Genomic DNA, 25,673 nt, shown 5'->3' with positions numbered 1-25,673 from the left:
GTATTTTTAACAAAAATATAGATTTTTTAATACGAAGGAATAAATACTTTTGTAAAAAAAATAAAAAAATGACTTTTGAAAATTTAAAACCACTAGTTGCTGCCATTGTTGCTAAAGAAAACACTACAAGAGATGAAAAGCTTTTAGCTATTTGTCAATTATTAACAAATTCTATCGAATATTATAATTGGGTGGGGTATTATTTTGCCAATCATGACACACAAACATTGCATTTAGGCCCTTATGTTGGTGCTGAAACTGATCATACTGTGATTCCGTTTGGAAAAGGAATTTGCGGGCAAGTTGCTTTATCAAACAATAATTTTGTGGTTCCTGATGTTGCCGCACAAGACAATTATATCGCTTGTAGTTTTACAGTGAAATCTGAAATTGTAGTTCCATTGTTTGTAAATGGGGTTAATATCGGTCAAATTGATATTGATTCGCATGTTTTAGACCCTTTTACAGCAGCAGATGAGCGCTTTTTAGAATTTGTAAATCAAGAAGTTTCAAAATTATTTTAATCACTCAATAACATCTCACTCTTTTTAATATATTTGTCTGATTTTTAACAGAGTTAGATTTACATATTTTATGCAGTTTGGTGTACAAAGTTTAGAACTTCCTTTTTTTGCTAATCTTTTAATTTTATTAGTCTTAGCGAGACTTTTTGGCGAAATAATGGAGCGTTTTAAGCAACCCGCTATGATTGGAGAAATTTTAGCAGGTGTTTTACTTGGACCAACTATTTTAAATTTTATCCACAGAACCGAGGAGCTAAAAGTTATTTCGGAGTTAGGCGTATTTTTATTGGTTATTATTGCTGGATTAGAAATTCATTTAGATGAAATTGTTAAATCCATGAAAGGAAGAAATATTGTCATTTCAATACTTGCCTTTTTTATCCCAATTATTTCTGGTTACTTAGTAGGAAGTTATTTTGGACAGGATGTAATGTCTACTATTTTTATTGGACTCTGTGTAGCAATTACGGCTTTGCCAGTAAGCATTCGGATTTTAATGGATTTAGGAAAACTAAATTCGCCTGTAGGTCAAAAAATTATTTCGGTAGCCATTTTTGATGATGTAATTGCTTTAACAATTTTAGGAATTTTATTAGACATTAAAGATGTTGAACCTACTTTTGCAAACATTACAAAAGCAACGCTTATTACTATATTAAAATTAAGTTGCTTTTTAATCTTGGTAATTGCAACCTATAAATTAATTAAAAAATTATCTCGCGAAGAAAACTTCATCGAGAACAAGTTGAATAAAATATTAGAAGTATTAAAAGGTAAAGAATCTTTATTTGCTGTTTTCTTTGTCTTTATTTTGATTTTTGCAACAATTACAGAAAGTATAGGACTTCATTTTATCATTGGATCATTTTTTGCTTCGATGCTAATTTCTAAAGAATTGGTTGGCGAAAAACATTTAAACACATTTCACAATACCACAAATAGTATGGCAATGGGATTCTTAGCTCCAATTTTCTTTGCAGGAATAGGATTGGAATTTCAGTTTTCATCTATTCAAAATTATCCTTTATTATTTGCCATAATTGCCGTTTCATTCTTATCGAAAATTATTGGTGGATATGTTGGTGGTCGATTTGCCCGTCTAAACCACAATGTATCACTTGCACTTGGATTTGGTTTAAATGCAAGAGGAATCATGGAATTAGTAATCGCTAACATTGCTTACAAAGCAGGAATTATCAATACCGAAATTTTCTCGATGTTAGTTATTATGGGGCTTATTACCACATTAGCAACTCCGTTTTTATTAAAAAGAGCCTTTAAATCGATTGATAAAACTGCTTAGTTTTAAAATTAAGAAAAATAATTCATAATTTATAATTCATAATTCACAATTATTCCTATCTTTGCACCCGAATTGCAACCATACAATTCATACATAAAAATCATTTAAAATAATATTGGCATGTACTTGACAAAAGAAACTAAAGCTGAAATCTTCGCTAAACACGGAGGAAAAGCTGAAAACACTGGATCTGCTGAAGGGCAAATCGCATTATTTACATTTAGAATTTCTCACTTAACTGAGCACTTGAAAAAAAATCGTCATGATTTTAACACTGAGCGTTCGTTAGTCCTTTTAGTAGGTAAAAGAAGAAGTCTTCTTGACTACTTAAAAAAGAAAGATATCAACAGATATCGTGAGATTATTAAAGAATTAGGTATTAGAAAATAATCAACTAAAGGGGCTTTGTGCCCCTTTTTGTTTTATTTATATTGACAGAAAAAGTTTGGTTTTTCATTGGGTTACAAACAACTACACACACAACAACAACACAACTACCCATTGTTTAATTAAGAATTAAAATTTTATGATTCCAAAAGTATTCCAAGAAGTTATCGATTTAGGTGACGGAAGAAGCATCACAATCGAAACTGGAAAATTAGCCAAACAAGCAGATGGATCTGTTGTTGTTCGTATGGGCGATGCCATGTTATTAGCAACAGCAGTTTCTGCAAGAACATCAAATCCTGGTGTTGATTTTTTACCGTTAACGGTTGATTATCGTGAAAAATTTGCAGCAGCAGGTCGTTTTCCTGGTGGTTTCTTCAAAAGAGAAGCTCGTCCAAGCGACAGCGAAGTATTAACAATGAGATTAGTAGACCGTGTATTGCGTCCACTTTTCCCAGACGATTACCATGCTGAAACACAAGTAATGATTCAATTAATGTCGCACGACGAAAACGTTATGCCAGATGCATTAGCTGGATTAGCGGCTTCAGCTGCATTAGCAGTTTCAGACATTCCTTTTTATAACTTAATTTCTGAAGTTCGTGTAGCACGTATCGACGGAAAATTCGTTATCAATCCAAGCAGAGAAGAATTAGCACAATCAGACATCGATATGATGATTGGTGCTTCTATGGATTCTGTTGCCATGGTAGAAGGAGAAATGAAAGAAATTTCAGAAGCAGAAATGGTAGAAGCTATCAAATTTGCTCACGAAGCTATCAAAATTCAAATTCAAGCACAAGAGCGTTTAAGAGCCGCTATTGGTTCTCCTGCTTACAGAGAATATGAAGGTGAAAAAGAAGATGAAGCTATTTATAAAAAAGTAAAAGCAGCTGCATACGACAAATGTTATGCAATTGCTCAAGAAGCTTCAGGAAAAAGTGAAAGAGGCGAAAAATTCGCAGCTGTAAAAGAAGAAGTAAAAGCTTTATTTACAGAAGAAGAATTAGCTGAAAACGGAGATTTAGTAGGGAAATATTTCTACAAAACTAACAAAGAAGCTGTTCGTAATGTAATCTTAGAAAAAGGGTTGCGTTTAGACGGAAGAAAAACAACTGAAATCAGACCAATTTGGTGTGAAACAGATTATTTACCTTCTGTTCATGGTTCGGCTTTATTTACACGTGGAGAAACTCAAGCTTTAGCTACAGTAACTTTAGGAACTTCAAGAGAAGCTAACCAAATAGATTCTCCATCAGAACAAGGTGAAGAAAAATTTTATTTACATTATAACTTCCCTCCTTTCTCAACTGGTGAAGCAAAACCTTTAAGAGGAACTTCAAGAAGAGAAGTAGGTCACGGAAACTTAGCTCAAAGAGCGTTAAAAAACATGATTCCTGCTGATTGTCCATATACAATTCGTATCGTTTCTGAAGTATTAGAATCTAACGGTTCTTCTTCAATGGCAACGGTTTGCGCTGGTACAATGGCGTTAATGGATGCTGGAGTTCAAATGGTAAAACCAGTATCTGGTATTGCTATGGGATTAATTACTGATGGTGAAAAATTTGCTGTATTGTCTGATATTTTAGGAGATGAAGATCACTTAGGAGATATGGACTTTAAAGTAACTGGAACAGCTGACGGTATTACAGCATGTCAAATGGACATCAAAATTGATGGTTTACGTTATGACATCATGGAACAAGCTTTAGGTCAAGCAAGAGATGGTCGTATGCATATTTTAGGAAAAATCACTGAAACTATTGCAACTCCAAGAGCTGAAGTAAAACCAAAAGCACCAAAAATTATTACAAGAACAATCCCTGGAGCTTTCATTGGAGCGTTAATTGGACCTGGTGGAAAAGTAATTCAAGAATTACAAAAAGCTACTGGAACAACTATCGTAATTAATGAAGTAGATGAGCAAGGTGTAGTTGAAATTTTAGGAACTAATCCTGATGGTATTGCTGCAGTATTAGCTAAAATTGATTCTATCATTTTCAAACCAGTAATGGGAGAAGCTTACGAAGTAAAAGTAATTAAAATGTTAGATTTTGGAGCCGTTGTAGAATATACACAAGCGCCAGGAAATGAAGTTTTATTACACGTATCTGAATTGGCTTGGGAAAGAACAGAAAATGTTACTGACGTCGTAAACATGGGGGATGTATTTATGGTAAAATACTTAGGAGTTGATCCTAAAACTAGAAAAGAAAAAGTTTCTAGAAAAGCACTTTTACCTAGACCTCCAAGAGAAGAAAGACCTATTGAAAAAAAGGATACCCCACAGGGTTAATATTTTATTATTAATTCATATAAAAACTCCAATTCAAAATTTGAATTGGAGTTTTTTTTTACGACAAAAATGTTAAAATTACTGTAAGAATAATTTTAACTTTTTCATTAACAAAAAAGAGTTAACTTGCTTAAAATTTTAAAAAAGAATGAAAAAAACAATTATCTCTATTTTATTTTTTACCTACTTCATATTTTTCAGTTTTTTGTCTTATTCTCAAAAAAATATTGAATCCTATTTTGATGAAATTTTAAGAAAAGAAAATTTAACAATTAGCAATGGTAAATTATTTGTAAATAATTACAAGACAACAGAAACTGACCAATTTTACAATAACAAATATTTATCTGAAACTCTTTCCTATAAAAACGAAACCTATAGAAATATTAATTTAAAATACGATATTTTTAGAGATATATTAATATTTAAACCTTATGGGGAATCAGAAAACTTTGGTGTTGAACTAATAACTAAGAACGTAGATTCATTTACTATAAAAAACAAACAGTTTGTTAATTTGGGAAATCGCACAAAAGATAGTATAGAATTTATAAAAGGTTTCTTTGAAGAAAATTATAAAAGCGAAAAATTAAGTTTCTATATCAAACACAAAAAAGAAACTAAAGAATTTATTAACAATCAAAGAATCTTTAATAGCTTTTTAAATTACAACAAATATGTGCTTTCATTTAACAATAATTATTATGAAATAAAAAGCGCAAAAGACTTAATGAAAATATTTCCAGACCTAAAAAATGACATCAAACAGTTTAACGATGAAAACAATTCATTATTAAAAGAAAACAAAGATGCTTTTTTTGAAAAAATGATAAAAAAAATAAGCGCATTAATTCAATAAATAAGACTTTAAAATGAAATTAAAATTTATACTATTATTGCTTTTTTGCTCTTGTTCCATTTTTTCACAAGAAGAAAAAATTAAAATAGAATTTAATGATTTAACAATTCAACAATGCATTCAAGAAATTGAAAGTAAAACAAATTATTTTTTCTATTTTAAAAATGAATGGATTAGTTCTAACAATAAAATAAAAATAGCAATTGAATCTGCCACAATTGACGAAGTTCTAACTTCAATTTTTAAAGAAACAGATATTAATTTCTTAATAAGTGGAAAAAAAGTAATTCTTTCAAAAAACAATGTAATTCACAATAAAGTCTCGTCTTCTTTTTTAAATAAAGAAAATGAGATAAATAAAAATAATGAAGAAGTTACTCCAGAATTATTTTTTGCAAAAAATAATGTTGCTGAAAATAGTGAAGAAAACAAATCGCTTAAAATCATTGGAAAAGAATCCAAAGAAAAAAAAGGAACACTTTATGAAATTAATGGTCTTGTAAGTAATAAAATTAGTGGAGAGCCAATTGCTAATGCAGTAATTAGAATACCTCAAAAAAATATTGTAATAACCACCGATAACAACGGCTTTTACAAAGTAAAATTACCTTATGGAAAATATTCTGTTGAGATTGTTTCAATGGGATATAAAAAAACTAGACACAATATAATGGTTTTTAATAATGGCATAGTTGACTTTACTATCAATGAATCAATCACGGAATTAAATGAAATAATTGTAGAAGCAAAAAGCGATAAAAATATTAAAAACACGACTACTGGGGTAACTTCTTTTAATATGGAAGAAGTTAAAAATGTTCCTATGGTACTTGGAGAACGTGACATTCTTAAAGTTGCAACTACTTTACCAGGAATAAAAACAACAGGTGAAGGATCCTCTGGCGTCAATGTTAGAGGTGGTAAAGAAGACCAAAATCTATTTTTATTAGATAATGCAACAATTTATAATCCAACACACTTTTTTGGCTTTTTTTCATCCATAAATCCATATGTAATCAATAATGCCGAAATTTACAAAGCCAGCATTCCTGTAGAATTTGGTGGCAGAATTGCCTCTGTATTTGATATTCAAACAAAAAAAGGCAATACAGAAAAAATTACTGGAGAAGGAGGAATTGGTCCTGTCACAAGTAATATTACTTTAAGCATTCCAATTGTTAAAAACAAATCAAGTTTATTAGTTGGAGGAAGAGCAACATATTCTGATTGGGTATTAAAATTAGTTGATAATGAAAAAATAAAAAATAGTGGCGCATCCTTTTATGATTTATTTTTAAAATACAATCACAAGATTACCCAAAAAACAGATATTGAAGCTATTGCATATTATAGTGATGATAAATTCAATCTAAGTATTGATTCCACATATAATTACAGCAATCGAGTTCTTGGATTTAAGATAAAACATTATTTCAACGAGAATAGCAATGCCGATCTAGGTATTACAAATTCTGAATATAAATTTAACATTGGTTATAACGGAAATAATTTAAACTCATTTGATTTTGATTACAAAGTCAATGAAACAAAATTGTTTTTTAAAGGTTCATATAATTTGAAGAAAAAACATAAAATTAGTTATGGGATTAATTCAACACTTTACAATATCAATCCTGGAACATTTCAACCAAATGACGAAAATTCAATTTTAGCTTATAAATCAGTAAATAAAGAAAAAGGATTAGAAAATGCAGTGTTTTTATCAAACAACTTTACTTTAAACGACAAATTATCATTAACTGCTGGACTTCGTTTTTCAAATTTCCTTGCGCTTGGAGAAGGAACACAAAGACAATATAATGATAATGCACCAATTAATGATGAAAATGTAAACAACGTAATTGAGTACAAAAATAATGAAACAATAAAAACCTATAATGGTTTAGAATATAGGCTTGCATTAAGATATCTATTAAATGAAACGTTATCGTTAAAAATGAGCTATGATACTAATTATCAATATTTACATAAATTATCAACAAATACAACACAATCGCCAACAGATACGTGGAAACTTTCTGACTTAAATATAAAACCTACTTTTGGACAACAAGCAACAATAGGTTTGTACAAAAATTTTAAAGGCACACCATACGAAGTGAGTTTAGAAACTTACTATAAAAAATCATCAAACTTTTTAGATTATAAAACTGGAGCCGAACTTATTCTAAATGATTACATCGAAACTGAAGTTATTCAAGGTGAAGGAAAAGCATATGGAATTGAATTTTTATTAAAGAAAACAAGTGGTCGATTAAATGGTTGGCTAGGATACACTTATTCAAGAACTTTAGTAAAATTAGATAGTCAATTTCCTGAAGAAGTAGTAAATAATGGAAAATATTTTCCTGCAAACTTTGACAAACCTCATGATTTAAGTCTTATACTAAATTACAAATTCACAAAAAGATATAGTATTTCTTCAAACTTTATATATCAAACAGGACGACCAATAACATATCCTATTGGAAGTTATGAGTATGGTGGAGCGCAATACACATTATATAGTGATAGAAACCAATTTAGAATACCAGATTATTACAGATTAGATATTGGATTTAATATTGAAGGGAACCATAAAATAAAAAAACTAGCTCATAGTTTTTGGAACATCTCAATCTATAATGTATTAGGAAGAAACAATCCATATTCTATCTATTTTGTAACAGAAGATGGCAAAATAAAAGGATATAAAACAACTATATTTTCAATTCCAGTACCTACTATAACCTATAACTTTAAATTTTAGTTATGAAAAAAAATATTTCAATTAAATCCATTTTACAATTACTTATGATATTTTCAATAGTAAGTTGTACAGAGCCTTATGCTCTCCAATCAAATACTTATGAGAGTGCTTTAGTTGTAGAGGCAGTTCTAACAAATGAAGCAAAACAACATGAAGTAAAACTCACAAAAACCTATCGTCTTGAAGAAAATGAAAATGAAGTAGAAACTGGAGCCGTTGTAAAAATTTATGGCGATGATGGATCTGTTCAAGATTTTGAGGAAATTGACGGAATTTATAAATCAACAAATATTTTTCAAGCCATTGCAGGTGTTAAGTATAAATTAACCATCGAAACTTCAAATGGAAATAATTATGTTTCAAATCTTGAAACATTAACAACTGTTACGCCTCTTGAAGAAATTACTGCGTCTGCAGTAACAAATAACGGAGTGCGTGGTGTTGAAATTGCAGCTAACAGCTATGACCCTTTAAATACTTCAAAATATTATCGTTATACTTATGAAGAAACTTATAAAGTAATAGTCCCAAGATGGTCACCAAATAAATTAACATTTACAAGTGATAATGAAATAATTATATCTTTAAGAGATGATCCACAAACAAGAACTTGTTACACCACAAATAAATCAAATAATATCATTCTTGCATCAACAATTGAAATGACTGAAGATCGAGTAACAAATTTTCCTGTAAAATTTATACCTCAAAATAACTATAGTATTGCTAATCGATACAGCATACTGGTTAAACAGTATGTTGAAAGTTTTAATTCGTACAATTTTTACAGAATCTTAAAAAGTTTTTCAAACTCAGAAAACGTATTGTCTCAAATTCAACCAGGATTTATTTATGGCAATATACAATGTACAAACAATCCAAATGAAAAAGTAATTGGAATTTTTAATGTTGCTTCGGTTTCATCAAAAAGAATATTTTTTAATTATGAAGAAATATTTCCAGGTGAATTATTCCCAGATTATTTAGACACCTGTGATATAAAAGAATTTGACAGCAGTTGCTTTGGTCCAAGTTGTGCCGCAAATGGCTTCTATTCATTAAAATCTAATTACATGTCTGGTAAATTAGTATATTATGCAAGCGAAGGAGTTATTTTTAAAATGGTAAAACCAGTATGTGGAGATTGCACAACTTTTTCATCTAACGTAATACCAGCTTTTTGGGAATGAGAAAATTTATATATTTAATAATAGCTGTTTTTACATTTAACGCTATTGCTTTGTCTCAAGAAAATAGTTTTCCTACAGAATCTATTTATATTCATACAAATTCAGAAACTTTTATATCTGGCGAATCATTATTATACAAAGTATACTGTTTTGAAAACTCAAACAACAATTTAAGCAAAATCAGTAAAATTGCCTATGTTGAACTTTTCAATAGTAAAGGAATTAGCTTAACACGAAACAAAATTGAGCTAACAGATGGAATTGGAAACAATGAAATCTTTATTTCAACAAATTATGAAACTGGCAAATACAAACTTGTTGGTTATACAAGTTGGATGCAAAATAATTCTTCAAATAAATATTTTGAAACCGAAATTACCATCATTAATCCTTTCAAACCTTTTCAAAATAAAGAAGAAAAAAAATCATTTAACAAATTTCAAAAAAATAGCAAAAATGACTCAAATCATGATTTATTGCTATCGTTAAACAAAAAAACATTTTCTTCAAGAGAAAAGATAACATTACAAATAGAAAACAAAGAGTTAAAAAGCACTTCAAATAATTTTTCAATTTCGGTAAGAAAAATTGATAGCTTAAATTTTGATAATTCAAATAATGTGATTTCACAAAAATCTAGTGAAAAAATCAGTACAATTTCCTATTTACCTGAATTAAGAGGCGAATTATTATCTGGTAAGATTACAACTGAAAATCCAAGTAAAAAACTTGAAAATAATGATGTTGCACTTTCATTTACCGGCGAAAAATTTGATTTAAAAGTTTTCAGAACCAATTCTAACGGAACTTTTAATTTCATTTTGGATAAAAATATTACTAATAACAATGCATTTATACAAGTACTTGATGATGAATCAAACGATTATAAAATCATCTTAGATAATCCAACAACTACTAAATTAATTGGAACAAATACGAATGATGAAATTTACATTAATCCAAATTTTGTAAATCAAATTGAAGAAAGACTAATTTCATGCCAAATTCAAAACACATACGATACACAAGATATTTTTAAAAATGACAAAACTTTTTTTCCATTTTATAACCCAAATCAAACCGATTATATCTTAGACGATTATAAAAGGTTTCCATCATTTAAAGAAACTATAATTGAAATTATTCCTTCTGTTTATTTTAAACAAAATAAAGAACAATACAGCTTACACATTAGAGATTATGTTACAAGTGGCGATTCGTATGGAAAAGCTATGGTCTTAGTTGATGGCTTATTGATTCAGAACCTAAATGAACTATTTAATTACAACACAAAAAACATCTATAAAATTAGCGTTATAAACAAACCTTATGTTTATGGTTCAAGAATATTTAGTGGAGTAATTTCAATAATTACATTTGATAAAAATTATTCATTAATTCCAAAAGAAGTAACACCAATTACAATTGAAAGATATAGTACATCAACCAAATATAATCAACCAAATTATAACAACACTGATTTAGAAAGAATACCAGACTACAGATATCAATTATTGTGGAAGCCAAATTTAGAAATTAATAATGAAAATAAATCTATAGAATTCTATTCTTCTGACATTAAAGGTAATTTTGAAATAACATTAGAAGGCTTTACAGATAACGGTAAACACATAGTTCTAAAAGAATATTTTTCGGTTGAATAAATAAATTGATTTCGTTGAATTAGTTTTTTTCTAAACTTTTTGTAACTTTTTTGAAACCTCTTACGTATAACTACCAGAACTTTTAAAAAGTAAGGAGAAAATATAAATGAGACAACTTAAAATTACCAAGCAGGTTACCAATCGTGAAACTGCTTCCTTAGACAAATACCTACAAGAAATTGGAAAAGTTGACCTTATTACTGCTGATGAAGAAGTAGAATTAGCACAAAGAATTAAAGCCGGAGATCAACGCGCTTTAGAAAAATTAACAAAAGCTAATTTACGTTTCGTAGTTTCAGTAGCAAAACAATATCAAAATCAAGGACTTACACTTCCTGATTTAATTAACGAAGGAAATTTAGGATTAATTAAAGCTGCACAACGTTTTGATGAAACGCGTGGATTCAAATTCATTTCATATGCTGTATGGTGGATTCGTCAATCGATCCTTCAAGCTTTGGCAGAACAATCTCGTATCGTTCGTTTACCATTAAACAAAATTGGTTCTATCAATAAAATCAACAAAATGTATGCCTTATTAGAGCAATCTAATGAGCGCCCACCTTCTGCTGAAGAAATTGCAAAAGAATTAGATATGACTGTGAATGATGTAAAAGAGTCTATGAAAAACTCTGGTCGTCATTTATCAATGGATGCTCCTTTAGTGGAAGGAGAAGATTCTAACTTATACGACGTTTTACGTTCAGGTGAATCTCCAAATCCAGATAGAGAATTAATTCACGAATCATTACAAACTGAAATCGAAAGAGCATTAGAAACATTAACTCCAAGAGAGGCTGATGTAGTGCGTTTGTACTTTGGTTTAGGTGACCAACACCCAATGACTTTAGAAGAAATTGGAGAAACTTTCGATTTAACTCGTGAGCGTGTTCGTCAGATTAAAGAAAAAGCAATTAGAAGATTAAAACATACTTCTAGAAGTAAAATATTAAAAACTTATTTAGGCTAATCCCTAAATTATAGTAACAACAGTCTAAGACTGTTCGTTTTTTGATTGATGATTGAAACCTCGGCTGATTACCGAGGTTTTATTTTTTTTTTTAAAACTTCAAAATTCAACATTCCAAGTTGAATATTCAAAATTCAAAAAATAAAAGTTTATAATTTGTACATTTGCAAAAAGATTGAACATTCAATGTTGAACAAAGAATTTTGAAATCTGCAACAAACAACATAACTACAACATGAAAAACACACTTATTGCTCCATCAGTTCTTGCCGCTGATTTTGCTAATTTACAACGCGACATCGAAATGATTAATGCTAGTGAAGCGGATTGGTTTCACATCGACATTATGGATGGCGTTTTTGTTCCGAATATTTCTTTTGGAATGCCTGTTTTAGATGCGATAAACAAACACGCTAAAAAAACAATCGATGTTCACTTGATGATTGTTGATCCTGATAGATATATTACAACATTCAAAAAATTAGGTGCTGATGTTTTGACAGTTCATTACGAAGCTTGCACACATTTACACAGAACACTTCAAGCAATCAAAGCAGAAGGAATGAAGGCTGGAGTAGCTTTAAATCCTCATACAAATGTTGATTTATTAGAAGATGTTATTCAGTATATAGATTTGGTTTGTATTATGAGTGTAAATCCAGGTTTTGGAGGACAATCATTCATTGAAAACACTTATGCTAAAGTTGAAAAACTAAAAGCTCTAATTAATAAAAAAAATACGGCCACAATAATCGAAATTGACGGCGGTGTAACCAATAAAAACACAAAACAATTAGTTGATGCTGGTGCTGATGTATTAGTGGCTGGAAGTTATGTTTTTAATGCGCAAGACCCAATTGCAACCATTGCAGATTTAAAGCAAATAACAAAATAATTCAAAAAAGCCTAACATTTATCTGTTAGGCTTTTTTATTAATATTGATCAATTAAGTATTTTATTAAATCGGTTGTTGTGACTATCCCTACCAACAACTCTCCTTCACAAACAGGAAGCGCATGAAATTCTTTTTTAGCTAAAATCTCGGCTGCTTCCTTAATTGTAGTATCAGGAGAAATAGCAACTATTTTTTTTGCCATTACTTGCTCAACGGTAAACATATTATATACCGTAGTATCTACTACATCTTCGTCGTCGTCGATTGCATCTGCAAAGGAAATACGGAGTAAATCTGTATAACTCAACATCCCAACAATCTTATTGCTATAAACAACCGGAATGTGTCGTATATGATGCTTTTTGAATAGCATTTCAGCTTTAGTTAAATCATCTGATAAATTTAACTTTACTACATTTTTTGTCATTATTGTTGACACAGGAACCTTTTGTTTCATGACCTTGAATATTTATTGACATAAAGTTACTCAATATTCAAACATCAAAACATGATTTATGTCAGATATTCAACTCTTATTAGTTAATAAAATATCTTTCATTATAATTAATCATATGCTTAACCTTCAGAAATATAGAAGGAAATTTCAACTTAAACTCGTCTGGAGACTCAAAGAAATACTCTAATAAAACAGCAACAAATTCAAATTGATTTTCGTAAGCATAATCACGTAAAAATCCAGACTCAATTAGACGTTGCTTTACTTCTGGCTTTGAAACTACACGAAATAAATTCTGCAACGATTCGTTAAACAAAACAAAAGTTGCTTTATCACTTTTTAATGCATAAATATGAAAAGCATGGGTAAACTCATGTAATCCTAAATTCAAATTATCATTTGTAATATCAATTCCTTCTTTAAAATGCTTCCAAGAAAAAACAATGCATTCCATCCTTGGATTAAACTCTCCTTTGTGGTAATTATCATTTTGAGATGAATAATAAACATCAGGATAAACAACAATTCGTTTGAACAATGGATTTAAATATTCACGCATTCCAAAAGTTAACATTACATAGGTTGCCGATATAGTTACTTTCATTTCTTCGGTAATTTCTATATCTCTACCTTCAAAATTATAATGCAAAATTAACTTAGCTACTCTATGTTCGAAATATCTTTTATACTTAGGTTTTAATCGATTGTAAAAATGAAAATTTGTTGTTAAGATATGCTTTCGAGAATCATTTAACTTTAAAAAATTTACATTAGCAAACACCACTAAAGGTTTCTTATAATTACGCAGATAAACAATTTCTGTTATGTAAAAGGCAAAGGCAAAAAAGATAGCTATAAAAGGAGTCACCACAACAAACATAGCAATGTAATCAGCTAAAAATAATTCGTGTTCTATAGGTGGTGGATTCATTTATTTGGGACTATTTTACAAATAACGTAAAAATTATGTGTTTAAAAAAAATAAACGCCAAGAAATCTTGACGTTTATTTGTGACCTCGGCAGGGTTCGAACCTGCAACCCTCAGAGCCGAAATCTGATATTCTATCCAGTTGAACTACGAAGCCATTTTAGTGATTGGTGAATAGTAACTAGTGATTAGCTAATTACTATTCACTAGTTACTATTATACTAATAATTTCTTTACAATTCCTGAAATTACTTTTCCTTCTGCTTGTCCTCCTATTTGAGCTGAAGCTAATCCCATAACTTTTCCCATAGAAGCAATACCTGAAGCACCTGTTTCTGATATAATTTTAGCGATTACCGCTTCTACTTCTTCTTCTGATAACTGAGCTGGTAAAAACTTCTCAATTACGGCGATTTGAGCCAATTCTGGTTCAGCTAAATCAGGACGATTTTGTGTCGTGAAGATTTCAGCACTATCCTTACGCATTTTAACTAAGCGTTGTAACATTTTAATTTCTTGATCTTCTGACAAACCATCTCCTGCACCAGCTTCTGTTTTTGCTAAAATAATTGCCGATTTAATAGCTCTCAATGCTTCTAAAGCTACACTATCTTTTGCCTTCATGGCTTCTTTCATGTGATCCATGATTTTTGCTTCTAAACTCATATTGTATTTTTTATTTATTGTAGTTGATTTATGTCCAAACCCTAGAAACAGGTTTTACAAACATGGTGCAAATGTAATAAAAAAACCCGAAAATTGCTCTTCGGGTTTCTTAGGGTAGGTTAGTTTGTTGTAGATTTAATCCACATTATCATGAAGGAATGAATTGTTTGAACGCAATTGGATATCGTCGTTACTATCAGTTCCTAAAGACATTCTAGATTGATTACTAGCAGTGTTTGGTGTAGATGTTACATCAAAACCCATTCTTTTATACGCAGGAATTCTTTCAAACTCATCAATTTGCGAAGCGCTATTGTTGAATTTATGATTGAATTCTTTCATTTTTCTTTTACGTTCGTCGGCTCTAAGTTTTAATGTATCTTCGATTGACATTTCTAAAGGAGAAACCGCATCAAACTGAATGTTGTTTTCTAATTTTTCAACTTCTTTTTTCATGGTGAAGTTTAATTCTTCGTCAACAGGTTCAGCTACAATTTCTACTGGCTTAGAAGCTACTAATTCGTTTTCTTTCTCTAAATAATCTTCTAACGAATATTTGATAATTCCGTTTTGATTAACTTCAGTAACTGGAACAACGTTAATTGGATCTTTTACTTCCATGGCACGTGTTTCAGCAGATAAATCAAAAACAATAGTACTTTCTTTTACTTCTTCTTTTGTTGCGAATAAATCCAATGAAAAACTCACTTCTTCAGCTGCTACAACAAATTCTGGATCTTTTACTTCGATTTCTCTGATTTGAGGTGTAATGATTTCGAAAGTTGGCGCTACATTTGGGCTAACCACTTCAAAAGTTACATCGATATTCTTTAAAAACTCCGTTGTAGGAACTAAATCAATTACCGCTACTGGTGTATGAATTTCGAAAACTGGCTCTTCTACTTCTTCTTCCAAAGTAAAAATCACTTTTTGTTCTACTACTTCGTCACAAATAGGATTGATGATATCCGCTTTAATTTCTGTTTCTATTGGAGATTCGAAAATTGGCTCATTAACCGGAAGACTAGCAATTGTTTTATTCAACAATTCGTGAACAATTTTTTGTTCGTCTTCTAAAGAATGAATAATTTTCTTAGGCTCTGTATTAACGATTTCAGCTTGTTGCTCAATGTTAAAACCTGTAGCAATTACCGTTACCGAAATTGCTTCACCTAAAGCTTCTTCTTCACCAACACCCATAATGATGTTTGCGTTGTAACCTGCTTCAGATTGAATAAAATCATTGATTTCTCCGATTTCATCGATTGTAATTTCATTCGCTTCATCAGTTCCAGAAACGATTAACAACAATACGTTTTTAGCACCTGTAATCTTATTATCATTCAATAATGGAGAATCTAATGCGCTTGAAATCGCTTGTTTTGCTCTATCTGAACCAGCTGCTGTTGCAGAACCCATAATTGCTGTTCCGCTGTTTGACAACACGGTTTTAGCATCTTTAAGGTCGATATTTTGAGTATAGTGATGTGTAATAACTTCAGCAATTCCTCTTGACGCAGTAGCTAACACTTCGTCAGCCTTAGAGAAGCCAGCTTTGAAACCTAAGTTTCCGTATACTTCACGTAATTTATTATTATTTATAACCACTAAAGAATCTACTTGTTTACGTAAACGCTCTACTCCAGCTAACGCTTGCTCAGAGCGAACTTTCCCTTCAAATTGAAAAGGAATCGTAACAATACCTACTGTTAAAATGTCACGCTCTTTTGCCAATTGCGCAATTACAGGAGCTGCACCCGTTCCAGTTCCTCCACCCATTCCTGCAGTGATGAAAACCATTTTGGTGTTGCTGTCCAACATTTTCTCAATTTCGGCGATACTTTCTATTGCAGATTGTTGACCTACTTCAGGGTTTGCACCCGCACCTAATCCTTCGGTAAGGTTAACACCTAACTGAATTTTATTTGGTACTGGACTATTTTGCAATGCTTGAGAATCAGTATTACAAACTATAAAATCAACACCTTTAATGCCTTGTTTAAACATGTGGTTTATGGCATTACTACCTCCACCTCCAACGCCAATTACTTTAATTACGTTAGATTGGTTTTTAGGTAAATCGAATGAAATGTTTCCAAATTCTGACATAGTATCTCCTTTTATTCTGCGTTATCTAAAAATTCTTTAATCTTATCTATATACTTATCAAAAAACGAACGTTTGATTCTGTCATCTGTTGTTTCTTGTTTTGTGTTTTGAGTTGCTTTTGGCTCCTCTTTTTCTTCCTCAACAATTGGTTCTTCAACCACAACTTGAGGGCGAACTGCTACTGGTTCGTCTTTTTTCATTTCGACAAATGGTGTAGCACTTTTTGTATTGTTTCTAATACTATTCATTACTAAACCAACTGCTGTAGCATATAATGGACTTGACAATTCCTCGTCTGAATCCCCTGCTAAATGCTCGTTTGGATAACCAATTCTTGTATCCATTCCAGTAATGTATTCTACCAGTTGTTTGATGTGTTGCAATTGAGCACCACCACCTGTCAATACAATTCCAGCAATTAGTTTTTTCTTAGGATCTTCGTGTCCGTATAATTTTACTTCCGCATATACTTGCTCAATAATTTCCACAACTCTAGCGTGAATAATTTTTGACAAGTTTTTTAGCGAAATTTCTTTTGGCTCTCTGCCTCTTAAACCCGGAATAGAAACAATTTCATTGTCTTTATTTTCACCTGGCCAAGCTGAACCAAAACGAGTTTTTAATAACTCTGCTTGTTTTTCAATGATTGAACATCCTTCTTTAATATCTTCCGTTATCACGTTTCCTCCAAAAGGAATAACAGCTGTATGACGAATGATTCCATCTTTAAAAATGGCTAAATCGGTTGTTCCACCACCTATATCTATCAAAGCAACTCCTGCTTCTTTTTCTTCTTGACTCAATACTGCATCAGCCGAAGCTAACGGTTCTAATGTTAATCCAGATAATTCTAATCCGGCACTTTTGATACATCTTCCTAAATTACGAATCGAAGCCGCTTGCCCTACTACTACGTGGAAGCTAGATTCTAATCTTCCACCGTACATTCCGATAGGTTCTTTAATTTCGGCTTGACCGTCGATTTTAAATTCTTGTGGTAACACGTGAATAATTTCTTCACCTGGTAACATCGCTAATTTATGAACCTGACCAATCAATGCATCGATATCGGCATCTCCAATTACTTCTTCTGCATTTGGACGACTGATGTAATCGCTATGTTGAATACTTCTAATGTGTTGCCCAGCAATTCCTACCACAACATCATTAATTTTATAACCTGAATCATTTTCAGCCTCTGCAACTGCTTGCTGAATTGATTGTATGGTTTGTGTAATATTATTTACAACACCTCTATGAACACCTAAGCTTTTAGATTTTCCTACTCCTAGGATTTCCAGCTTACCGTATTCATTCTTCTTCCCTATCATTGCTACAATTTTAGTTGTACCAATGTCTAATCCTACTGCAATGTTGTCTTTGTTCATAACTCTAACTATTTCTTACAAACCACTTGTTGTGTAAACATAACGTTTACCTCTTTATAACTTTTAATCAATGTATCTTTTATAGCATGATGAAAAAACGCTTTATAATTCTTAAGCTTCTTTTCAACATTTATTGGTTTCCCAAATGCTATTTTATAATCATAACTTCTATTGGTTAACACCACATTTCCTGAAGCCATAACCTGTGCGCCAGTAATATTTTTACTTAAGAAATCATCTTTTTTGATTTCGTTAAATAAGAACAAAAACGGCTTGCAATTTTCTTCACTTATTTCGCCAGTAACTAGCGGAACTCGTGCTGAAAAATTCTCCGACAACGACATTCTATATCCTTTTGAATCAAGATAATAGCTTTCATTATCAGTAATAACTCTTACGATTGGGGTCTTTTGAGTAATACGCGTATTTAGAAGCCCGTCTATTGTTGAAAAAACTTGTGCTTTTTCAATCATCTCGTGATCATCGAGAACAGTTTCTAAAGTATTCAAATCTACTTTATCTTTTTGTATTCTTGATGTACCTCCCAAATTTTGTATTAACAAGTTATTAACCATTTCATGTGTTAAAAACATATTTTCATTCGACTCGAATTTGATGTCTATCTTACTGATTTTACGCTCACTATTCCTCTTTGAAGAGAAAGAATAAAGGAAAATCATTGTAAAAATGATTAACACCAAGCGAATAGTATGCCAATTAATTCTTTTCATGAAGCGCTTTTTTTAAATCTTTCACAAGCTCACCAATGTCGCCCGCACCAATAGTTACAAACACATCAGCATCTGAATTTTCAAAAGCCGTGAACAATTCGTCTTTACTCACTAATTTCTTATTTGGATTGTCAATTTTATTCAACAACCAAGTCGAATTTACACCTTCCATTGGCAACTCGCGAGCGGGATAAATTTCCAATAATAAAATCTCGTCGAATTGACTTAAACTTTCTGCAAAACCATCTACAAAATCTTTCGTTCTACTGAACAAATGTGGTTGAAAAGCTGCAATGATTTTTTTACCCGGATATAATTCTCGAACCGCTTGATGCACCGCGTTAATTTCAGTTGGATGATGTGCATAATCATCTATATACACTAATTTTTCTTCTCTAATTTGGAATGAAAAACGTCTTCTTACTCCTTTAAAACTTGCTAATGCTGCAATGATTTTTTCATTTGAAACACCATAAGATTTCGCCATGGCAAAAGCTAATAATGCGTTAGTCAAATTATGATGGCCAGGCAATCCAAATTTCACATTTTGAACAACTTCATTTGGTGTTTTTACATCAAACACATAAAATCCGTTTTCGATTCGGATGTTTTGTGCAGAAAAATCAGCATCGTTATTTACTCCGATTGTATTTCCTTCTAATGGTAATCCTTTAATCACGTATAAATTTTCACTAGACGTTTTGGCTGCGAATTCTCTGAATGATTCTTCAATACTTGCTGCATCGCCGTAAATATCTAAATGGTCCGCATCCATTGACGTTACACAAGAAACATTTGGATGTAAGTGCAAGAACGAACGATCAAATTCATCCGCTTCGACAACCGTTACTGTTTTTCCTGAACCAATTAAATTCGAATTATAGTTTTCAACAATTCCGCCTAAAAAAGCGGTAACATCTACGCCACTTTCATATAAAACGTGACCTAAAATACTAGAAGTTGTTGTTTTTCCATGCGTTCCTGCGACAGCGAAACAATAGGTGTCTTTGGTAATGATTCCTAAAACTTCAGCACGTTTTTTAATTGTAAATCCTCTTTCGATGAAATAATTCCATTCGGAATGTGAAACAGGAACCGCTGGTGTTACGATTACTAAGGTATTTTCAACGTAGAAATCGGTTGGAATTAAGCTTATATTATCTTCAAAATGAATTTCTAAACCTATTTCTTGCAATTCATCTGTTAACTGCGTTGGTGTTTTGTCGTAACCCACTACTTTTTTTCCAATGTATTGAAAATAGCGCGCTAAAGCACTCATTCCGATGCCTCCGATTCCGATGAAATAAACGTTATGTATTTGATTTAGATTCATTTTTCAAATTCAATTTCAAGTTCAAAATTCAATTTCAAACTTTTATTACTTACTTTTTTATTGAGCTTGTTCTTGTAATTGAACTTGCCCTTGAAATATTATTTTATTAGCTTTATTATCTCTTCAACAATATCTTTTGTTGCGTTTGGCTTAGCTAATTTTTTTATATTTTGACTTAATTCTGATTTCTTACTTTCGTTTGAAATTAAATCGGAAAAAATCGTTTCAAATTGCGTTTCTAGTTCAGATTCTTTGATTAAAATAGCTCCGTTTTTATCTGAAATTGCTTTAGCGTTTTTAGTTTGATGATCTTCGGCTACGTTTGGTGACGGAATAAAAATCGTTGGTTTTCCCACAATACACAATTCCGAAACGGATGATGCTCCAGAACGAGAAATCACTACATCTGCAGCAGCGTAAACCAAATCCATTCTGTCAATAAAAGCTACAACTTGAACAGCCTCCCCAACCCCTCCAACAGAGGGGCTTTTATCGTTATACTTTTTATATTCGTTCAAATATAATTTCCCACATTGCCAAATGATTTGAATGTTCTGACTCAATAGAAAATCCAATTCTTTTTCAATTAATTGATTGATTCTTCTGGCACCTAAACTTCCACCTAAAACCAATAGTGTTTTTTTATTCGCATCTAAATTAAAATAAGCAATTGCTTCACTTTTATCAGCAGCTTCAATTAAATCTTGACGCACTGGATTTCCAGTTAAAATCATTTTATCTTTTGGAAAAAATCGTTCCAAATTTTCGTAAGCCACACAAATCTTATTCGCTCTTTTTGCTAATAATTTATTGGTAATTCCAGGATACGAATTTTGTTCTTGAATTACCGTTGGAATATTCAACATTGACGCTGCTTTCAGCACTGCACCACTTGCAAAACCACCTGTTCCAATTACCACATCAGGCTTAAAACTTTTGATGATTTTGAATGAATTCCACATGCTCGAAGCTAACTTTAATGGAAACATCACGTTATCAAAAGTTATTTTTCGTTGAATTCCTGAAATCCACAATCCTTTGATTGCATAACCTGCGTGAGGCACTTTTTGCATTTCCATTTTATCTTTGGCGCCTACAAAAAGAAACTCAGCCTCAGGAAAACGAGATTTTAATTCGTTTGCAATAGCAACTGCCGGATAAATATGTCCGCCTGTTCCGCCTCCGCTAATTATGAATCTTGGATTTTTCATCTATCTTTTATTTAAAACAGCGTTCATCGGATTTTGTCCGTTTACTAACACATCTCCGTTTTCATCTTCAATTAAAGACTCTCTAATAGAACTTTTAATATCATTTATTTTTTGCTGATTTTCATCCGCTTCTTTATCTTCGTTTAATGCTACTTGAGCATCAATAATTTGTTGTAACGCTTCATCACGTTTGCGTTTTTCTTCTAAATCTAACGCTACTTCTTCTTCTTTCTTCGTCACACTTAAAATAATTCCAATCGCAATACAGGTCATCCAAATAGAAGTTCCTCCGCTACTAATCAACGGCAAAGGTTGTCCTGTAACAGGAAGCAATTCTACCGCAACTCCCATATTGATAAACGCCTGAAATATGATTGGAAATCCGAGTCCGATGATGAGCAATTTTCCGAATAAGGTAGTTGCTTTTTGCGCATCAATAATAAAGCGGATAAATAAAAGCAAATACAAAAAGATGATTCCGACTGCACCTACTAGGCCATATTCTTCCACAATAATGGCGAAAATAAAATCGGAAGAAGATTGAGGTAAGAAGTTTTTTTGCACACTTTTTCCTGGACCTAATCCTTTTATTCCACCGGATGCGATGGCTATTTTTGCTTTCTCAATTTGGTATTCGTCTTCATTTGGTTTGTCATCAAAGAAGCTATCAATACGACTCATCCATGTATCAACACGGTTTGGCATTGCATCTGGAAAAGCTTTTGCTACCAATATAAACATCGTTAAACTCACAATTCCAGCTCCAATGATAATTCCGAGATATCGCATTGGATATTGTCCGATGAAAACCAACATACATACCATTGAAAAAATCAAAGCAGTTGTTGAAAAGTTTGCTGGAAGCACTAATGCTAAAACAGCAAAAACTGGCGCCCACAATTCTAATAAGGAATCTTTAAACGAATATTCTTTATCGCTAACCTTAGCTAAATATCTTGCTACATATATCATCAATACGATAAATGCCAATGTAGAAGTCTGAAAACCAATACCTATAAATGGAATTTGTATCCAACGGCTTGCATTTGCACCATCAATGACTGTTCCTTTGAATAAGGTGTAAACTAATAACAATATTACTAACGGAATTCCGAAAATGGAAAGTGCTTTAAAGTAATGATAAGGTGTTTTGTGAATGAAAAATATAATTCCAAAACCTAACATTACATGTATAAAATGTTTGAACAAATAACCAATTGTAGTACCTTTTCCAATAACATAAACTAAATTAGTACTAGCACTATACACTGGCAAAAACGAGATTAAGGACAATAGAAAAACTATAGCCCAAATGGTTTTATCTCCTCTTATTTTACCAATGATATCAAACATTTCTATCTGTTATTATAAATTATAAATGGCTTGTTTGAATTGTTTTCCTCTGTCTTCGTAGTTTTCAAATAAATCGAAACTTGCACAAGCTGGCGATAACAAAACGCTATCTCCTTTTTCAGCTAGACGTTGAGCGATTTGAACTGCTTCTGACATTGAAGTAGTTTCCACCATAACATCAACCACATTATTAAATGCGTTGCTGATTTTTGTATTATCGACACCTAAGCAAACGATAGCTTTTACTTTCTCGCGAACTAACGGCATTAATTCATCGTAATCATTTCCTTTATCAACACCACCTACAATCCAAACCGTTGGCGTTGTCATACTATCTAAAGCATAAAAAACCGAATTTACATTCGTAGCCTTAGAATCGTTGATATACTGCACCCCTTGAATTTTCAATACCTTTTCTAATCGGTGTTCAGCACCTTGGAAATTAGTCAAACTCTCTCTGATGGTTTGTTTTCTAATATTCAACAATTGCGCTACAGCAGTTGCTGCCATTGCGTTTTTTATGTTGTGTTTTCCCTCTAATGCAAGTTCGTTGATTGGCATAGTAAATGTGTCGTTTTTAATTGTGATATTCATGTTATTTTCTTCTAAAAATCCTCCTTCGTTTTCTGGTTTTGTAACCAGTGAAAAAGGAACTTTATTTGCTTTAATCGTATTGTTCTTTAACCAATTTTGAATCGCTTCGTCTTCATTATCATATATCAAATAATCGGTTTCTGTTTGATTTTTTGTAATTCTAAATTTAGAATCGATGTATAAACTGTAATCGTAATTGTATCTATCTAAATGATCTGGACTAATATTCGTAATAATTGCAATGTGTGGCTTGTAGTTTATGATTCCGTCTAATTGAAAACTGCTCAATTCCAATACATAAATATCATGCTTGTTTTCGGCTACTTGCCAAGCGAAGCTTTTTCCAATATTTCCTGCTAATCCAACATTTAAACCACCTTGTTTTAACAAATGATATGTCAAAAGTGTTGTGGTTGTTTTTCCATTACTTCCTGTAATTCCAACTGTTGTAGCGTCAGTAAACTGAATCGCAAATTCTATTTCAGAAATTACAGAAATTCCTTTTTCAATTAGCTTTTTTACAATTGGCGCTTTTTCGGGAATTCCCGGGCTTTTCATTACTACATCGGCATTCAGAATTAATTCTTCTGTATGCTTTTCATCTTCCCAAGCGATTCCATTAATAGTAAGAACTTCTTTATAATTCTCTTTTATTTTTCCAAAATCCGATACAAAAACGTCATATCCTTTTTTCTTTCCTAAAATGGCGGTTCCTACTCCACTTTCGCCTCCGCCTAAAACTACCAGTCGCATCTTATCTTAATTTTAAAGAAACAAGTGAGAAAATCGCTAACAGAATTCCGACAATCCAAAAGCGTGTTACAATTCTACTTTCGTGATACCCTTTTTTCTGATAATGATGATGCAATGGTGACATTAGGAAAATTCGTCTTCCTTCGCCATATTTCTTTTTCGTGTATTTGAAATAACTCACTTGTAGAATTACCGATAAATTTTCGGCTAAGAAAATTCCGCAAACTACTGGAATCATTAATTCTTTACGAATAGAAATGGCAATTACAGCGATGATTCCACCAATAGTTAAACTTCCAGTATCTCCCATAAATACTGATGCTGGATAAGCGTTGTACCAAAGAAATCCAACTAAAGCACCAACGAAAGCGGCAATGTAAACCGTCATTTCTCCTGAATTTGGAATGTACATGATATTCAAATAATCAGAGAAAATGATATTACCCGAAACGAACGTGAACAATCCAAGCGTTAGTACCGAAATTGCGGAAGTTCCTGCGGCTAAACCATCGATTCCATCTGTTAAATTTGCTCCGTTTGAAACTGCTGTGATAATTAAAATTACCATTGGAATGAAAATCAACCAAGCGTAATTTTTATAATCATCTCCCATAAATGAAAGCACTTCTGCATAGTCGAATTCGTTATTTTTCATAAACGGAATCGTTGTTGCGGTAGATTTTTCTTCTAAATCTGCTGGTTTGATATTGTTTTCTATTTTTACTCTTTCTGTTAAAGTATCTTTTCTAACCGTAACATCTGGACTAAAATATAAAACCGTTCCAACGATTAAACCTAGACCAACTTGTCCAATTACTTTGAAAATTCCTTTTAAACCTTGTTTGTCTTTTTTGAAAATTTTGATATAATCATCAATAAAACCGATGGTTCCCATCCAAAGCGTGGTTACAATCAATAAAATGATGTAAATGTTATTCAACTTCGCCAACAACAAAACCGGAATTAAAGTCGCCAAAATAATGATGATTCCACCCATTGTTGGCGTTCCAGCTTTTGCAGTTTGCCCATCTAAACCAAGTTCACGAACCGTTTCACCCACTTGTTGGTTTCTCAAATAGTTGATGATTTTTTTTCCGTAAATCGTAGCAATTAACAATGACAAAATAAAAGCTAATGCCGAGCGAAAAGTAATATATTGAAAAACTCCTGCTCCAGGAACATCAAAGGCTTTGTCTAAGTATTGAAAGATGTAGTATAACATATAATCAGTTTAAAAGTTTATGAGTTTAAAAGTTTAAAAGTTGGCTCTTGAAAACTTTAATGCTA

Annotated in this window: 21 protein-coding genes and 1 tRNA gene; 10 read left to right on the top strand and 12 right to left on the bottom strand. The window is 31.7% G+C overall.

Features of this window, described 5'->3' with window-relative positions; all coding sequences use genetic code 11:
* Positions 1-68 precede the first annotated feature (68 nt).
* The 10 genes from M9Q43_RS11310 (at position 69) to rpe (ending at position 12,861) form a co-directional block, all read left to right on the top strand.
* Positions 69-524, top strand: coding sequence for a GAF domain-containing protein (locus M9Q43_RS11310; protein ID WP_262319007.1), 456 nt, complete (start codon positions 69-71; stop codon positions 522-524).
* A 70-nt stretch (positions 525-594) separates the two neighbouring features.
* A complete protein-coding gene (locus tag M9Q43_RS11305) occupies positions 595-1,827 on the top strand; it encodes a cation:proton antiporter (RefSeq protein WP_262319006.1) in 1,233 nt (410 codons plus the stop codon).
* 120 nt (positions 1,828-1,947) lie between these two features.
* Entirely contained in the window at positions 1,948-2,217 is a 270-nt protein-coding gene (gene rpsO / locus M9Q43_RS11300) for a 30S ribosomal protein S15 (RefSeq protein ID WP_008256427.1), read from the top strand.
* A gap of 136 nt (positions 2,218-2,353) precedes the next feature.
* Positions 2,354-4,513, top strand: coding sequence for a polyribonucleotide nucleotidyltransferase (locus M9Q43_RS11295; RefSeq protein ID WP_262319005.1), 2,160 nt, complete (start codon positions 2,354-2,356; stop codon positions 4,511-4,513).
* A gap of 148 nt (positions 4,514-4,661) precedes the next feature.
* On the top strand, positions 4,662-5,372 hold the full coding sequence (locus tag M9Q43_RS11290; protein ID WP_262319004.1) for a hypothetical protein: 711 nt from the start codon (positions 4,662-4,664) through the stop codon (positions 5,370-5,372).
* Positions 5,373-5,385: 13 nt separating this feature from the next.
* A complete protein-coding gene (locus M9Q43_RS11285) occupies positions 5,386-8,142 on the top strand; it encodes a TonB-dependent receptor (protein WP_262319003.1) in 2,757 nt (918 codons plus the stop codon).
* Between the two features lie 2 nt (positions 8,143-8,144).
* Complete coding sequence (locus M9Q43_RS11280; RefSeq protein ID WP_262319002.1) at positions 8,145-9,332, top strand: DUF4249 domain-containing protein; 1,188 nt, start codon at positions 8,145-8,147, stop codon at positions 9,330-9,332.
* Complete coding sequence (locus M9Q43_RS11275) at positions 9,329-10,996, top strand: hypothetical protein (RefSeq protein WP_262319001.1); 1,668 nt, start codon at positions 9,329-9,331, stop codon at positions 10,994-10,996. The genes M9Q43_RS11280 and M9Q43_RS11275 overlap by 4 nt, the downstream gene beginning before the upstream one ends.
* 106 nt (positions 10,997-11,102) lie before the next feature.
* A complete protein-coding gene (locus tag M9Q43_RS11270; RefSeq protein ID WP_008256407.1) occupies positions 11,103-11,966 on the top strand; it encodes a sigma-70 family RNA polymerase sigma factor in 864 nt (287 codons plus the stop codon).
* 235 nt (positions 11,967-12,201) lie between these two features.
* Positions 12,202-12,861: a ribulose-phosphate 3-epimerase gene (gene rpe / locus M9Q43_RS11265; protein WP_262319000.1), complete on the top strand. Its 660-nt coding sequence runs from the start codon at positions 12,202-12,204 to the stop codon at positions 12,859-12,861.
* Between the two features lie 38 nt (positions 12,862-12,899).
* Here rpe and M9Q43_RS11260 read toward each other — a convergent pair whose 3' ends face one another.
* The 12 genes from M9Q43_RS11260 to mraY form a co-directional block, all read right to left on the bottom strand.
* Positions 12,900-13,319, bottom strand: coding sequence for a CBS domain-containing protein (locus M9Q43_RS11260; protein ID WP_262318999.1), 420 nt, complete (start codon positions 13,317-13,319; stop codon positions 12,900-12,902).
* Positions 13,320-13,398: 79 nt separating this feature from the next.
* Positions 13,399-14,250 carry a zinc-dependent peptidase gene (locus M9Q43_RS11255; RefSeq protein ID WP_262318998.1) on the bottom strand — a complete coding sequence of 284 codons (852 nt, stop codon included), beginning with the start codon at positions 14,248-14,250 and terminating at the stop codon, positions 13,399-13,401.
* Positions 14,251-14,331: 81 nt separating this feature from the next.
* A tRNA-Arg gene (locus tag M9Q43_RS11250) sits at positions 14,332-14,405 on the bottom strand.
* Between the two features lie 59 nt (positions 14,406-14,464).
* Positions 14,465-14,914 carry a GatB/YqeY domain-containing protein gene (locus M9Q43_RS11245; protein ID WP_262318997.1) on the bottom strand — a complete coding sequence of 150 codons (450 nt, stop codon included), beginning with the start codon at positions 14,912-14,914 and terminating at the stop codon, positions 14,465-14,467.
* A 135-nt stretch (positions 14,915-15,049) separates the two neighbouring features.
* Positions 15,050-17,023, bottom strand: a complete 1,974-nt coding sequence (gene ftsZ, locus M9Q43_RS11240) for a cell division protein FtsZ (RefSeq protein ID WP_262318996.1) — start codon at positions 17,021-17,023, stop codon at positions 15,050-15,052.
* 11 nt (positions 17,024-17,034) lie between these two features.
* Complete coding sequence (ftsA, locus tag M9Q43_RS11235; protein ID WP_262318995.1) at positions 17,035-18,411, bottom strand: cell division protein FtsA; 1,377 nt, start codon at positions 18,409-18,411, stop codon at positions 17,035-17,037.
* A gap of 8 nt (positions 18,412-18,419) precedes the next feature.
* Positions 18,420-19,142 (bottom strand): cell division protein FtsQ/DivIB, encoded by a 723-nt coding sequence (locus M9Q43_RS11230; RefSeq protein ID WP_262318994.1) that lies wholly within the window; start codon positions 19,140-19,142, stop codon positions 18,420-18,422.
* Positions 19,129-20,475: a UDP-N-acetylmuramate--L-alanine ligase gene (murC, locus tag M9Q43_RS11225; RefSeq protein WP_262318993.1), complete on the bottom strand. Its 1,347-nt coding sequence runs from the start codon at positions 20,473-20,475 to the stop codon at positions 19,129-19,131. Before murC ends, M9Q43_RS11230 begins: the two co-directional genes overlap by 14 nt.
* Positions 20,476-20,573: 98 nt before the next feature.
* Entirely contained in the window at positions 20,574-21,686 is a 1,113-nt protein-coding gene (gene murG / locus M9Q43_RS11220) for an undecaprenyldiphospho-muramoylpentapeptide beta-N-acetylglucosaminyltransferase (RefSeq protein WP_262318992.1), read from the bottom strand.
* Entirely contained in the window at positions 21,687-23,039 is a 1,353-nt protein-coding gene (locus tag M9Q43_RS11215) for an FtsW/RodA/SpoVE family cell cycle protein (RefSeq protein WP_262318991.1), read from the bottom strand.
* 12 nt (positions 23,040-23,051) lie between these two features.
* Positions 23,052-24,386: a UDP-N-acetylmuramoyl-L-alanine--D-glutamate ligase gene (murD, locus tag M9Q43_RS11210; protein WP_262318990.1), complete on the bottom strand. Its 1,335-nt coding sequence runs from the start codon at positions 24,384-24,386 to the stop codon at positions 23,052-23,054.
* Between the two features lies 1 nt (position 24,387).
* The gene (gene mraY, locus M9Q43_RS11205; RefSeq protein ID WP_262318989.1) at positions 24,388-25,608 is read right to left on the bottom strand and encodes a phospho-N-acetylmuramoyl-pentapeptide-transferase; all 1,221 of its coding nucleotides are present in this window, start codon (positions 25,606-25,608) and stop codon (positions 24,388-24,390) included.
* Positions 25,609-25,673: the final 65 nt, after the last annotated feature.

Source organism: Flavobacterium odoriferum (assembly GCF_025499515.1).
Taxonomy (GTDB): domain Bacteria; phylum Bacteroidota; class Bacteroidia; order Flavobacteriales; family Flavobacteriaceae; genus Flavobacterium; species Flavobacterium odoriferum.
This window is presented reverse-complemented; position numbering and strand designations above follow the sequence as displayed.

What these genes read in the sequence shown, in the direction of transcription:
- M9Q43_RS11280 (WP_262319002.1), top strand. Translation starts at nt 8,145, where the DNA reads ATGAAAAAAAATATTTCAATTAAATCCATTTTACAATTACTTATGATA.
- M9Q43_RS11310 (WP_262319007.1), top strand. Translation starts at nt 69, where the DNA reads ATGACTTTTGAAAATTTAAAACCACTAGTTGCTGCCATTGTTGCTAAA.
- M9Q43_RS11245 (WP_262318997.1), bottom strand. Translation starts at nt 14,914, where the DNA reads ATGAGTTTAGAAGCAAAAATCATGGATCACATGAAAGAAGCCATGAAG.
- M9Q43_RS11285 (WP_262319003.1), top strand. Translation starts at nt 5,386, where the DNA reads ATGAAATTAAAATTTATACTATTATTGCTTTTTTGCTCTTGTTCCATT.
- rpsO (WP_008256427.1), top strand. Translation starts at nt 1,948, where the DNA reads ATGTACTTGACAAAAGAAACTAAAGCTGAAATCTTCGCTAAACACGGA.
- murG (WP_262318992.1), bottom strand. Translation starts at nt 21,686, where the DNA reads ATGAAAAATCCAAGATTCATAATTAGCGGAGGCGGAACAGGCGGACAT.
- murC (WP_262318993.1), bottom strand. Translation starts at nt 20,475, where the DNA reads ATGAATCTAAATCAAATACATAACGTTTATTTCATCGGAATCGGAGGC.
- M9Q43_RS11270 (WP_008256407.1), top strand. Translation starts at nt 11,103, where the DNA reads ATGAGACAACTTAAAATTACCAAGCAGGTTACCAATCGTGAAACTGCT.
- ftsZ (WP_262318996.1), bottom strand. Translation starts at nt 17,023, where the DNA reads ATGTCAGAATTTGGAAACATTTCATTCGATTTACCTAAAAACCAATCT.
- M9Q43_RS11275 (WP_262319001.1), top strand. Translation starts at nt 9,329, where the DNA reads ATGAGAAAATTTATATATTTAATAATAGCTGTTTTTACATTTAACGCT.
- M9Q43_RS11305 (WP_262319006.1), top strand. Translation starts at nt 595, where the DNA reads ATGCAGTTTGGTGTACAAAGTTTAGAACTTCCTTTTTTTGCTAATCTT.
- M9Q43_RS11295 (WP_262319005.1), top strand. Translation starts at nt 2,354, where the DNA reads ATGATTCCAAAAGTATTCCAAGAAGTTATCGATTTAGGTGACGGAAGA.
- rpe (WP_262319000.1), top strand. Translation starts at nt 12,202, where the DNA reads ATGAAAAACACACTTATTGCTCCATCAGTTCTTGCCGCTGATTTTGCT.
- M9Q43_RS11230 (WP_262318994.1), bottom strand. Translation starts at nt 19,142, where the DNA reads ATGAAAAGAATTAATTGGCATACTATTCGCTTGGTGTTAATCATTTTT.
- M9Q43_RS11255 (WP_262318998.1), bottom strand. Translation starts at nt 14,250, where the DNA reads ATGAATCCACCACCTATAGAACACGAATTATTTTTAGCTGATTACATT.
- ftsA (WP_262318995.1), bottom strand. Translation starts at nt 18,411, where the DNA reads ATGAACAAAGACAACATTGCAGTAGGATTAGACATTGGTACAACTAAA.
- mraY (WP_262318989.1), bottom strand. Translation starts at nt 25,608, where the DNA reads ATGTTATACTACATCTTTCAATACTTAGACAAAGCCTTTGATGTTCCT.
- M9Q43_RS11260 (WP_262318999.1), bottom strand. Translation starts at nt 13,319, where the DNA reads ATGAAACAAAAGGTTCCTGTGTCAACAATAATGACAAAAAATGTAGTA.
- M9Q43_RS11215 (WP_262318991.1), bottom strand. Translation starts at nt 23,039, where the DNA reads ATGTTTGATATCATTGGTAAAATAAGAGGAGATAAAACCATTTGGGCT.
- M9Q43_RS11290 (WP_262319004.1), top strand. Translation starts at nt 4,662, where the DNA reads ATGAAAAAAACAATTATCTCTATTTTATTTTTTACCTACTTCATATTT.
- murD (WP_262318990.1), bottom strand. Translation starts at nt 24,386, where the DNA reads ATGCGACTGGTAGTTTTAGGCGGAGGCGAAAGTGGAGTAGGAACCGCC.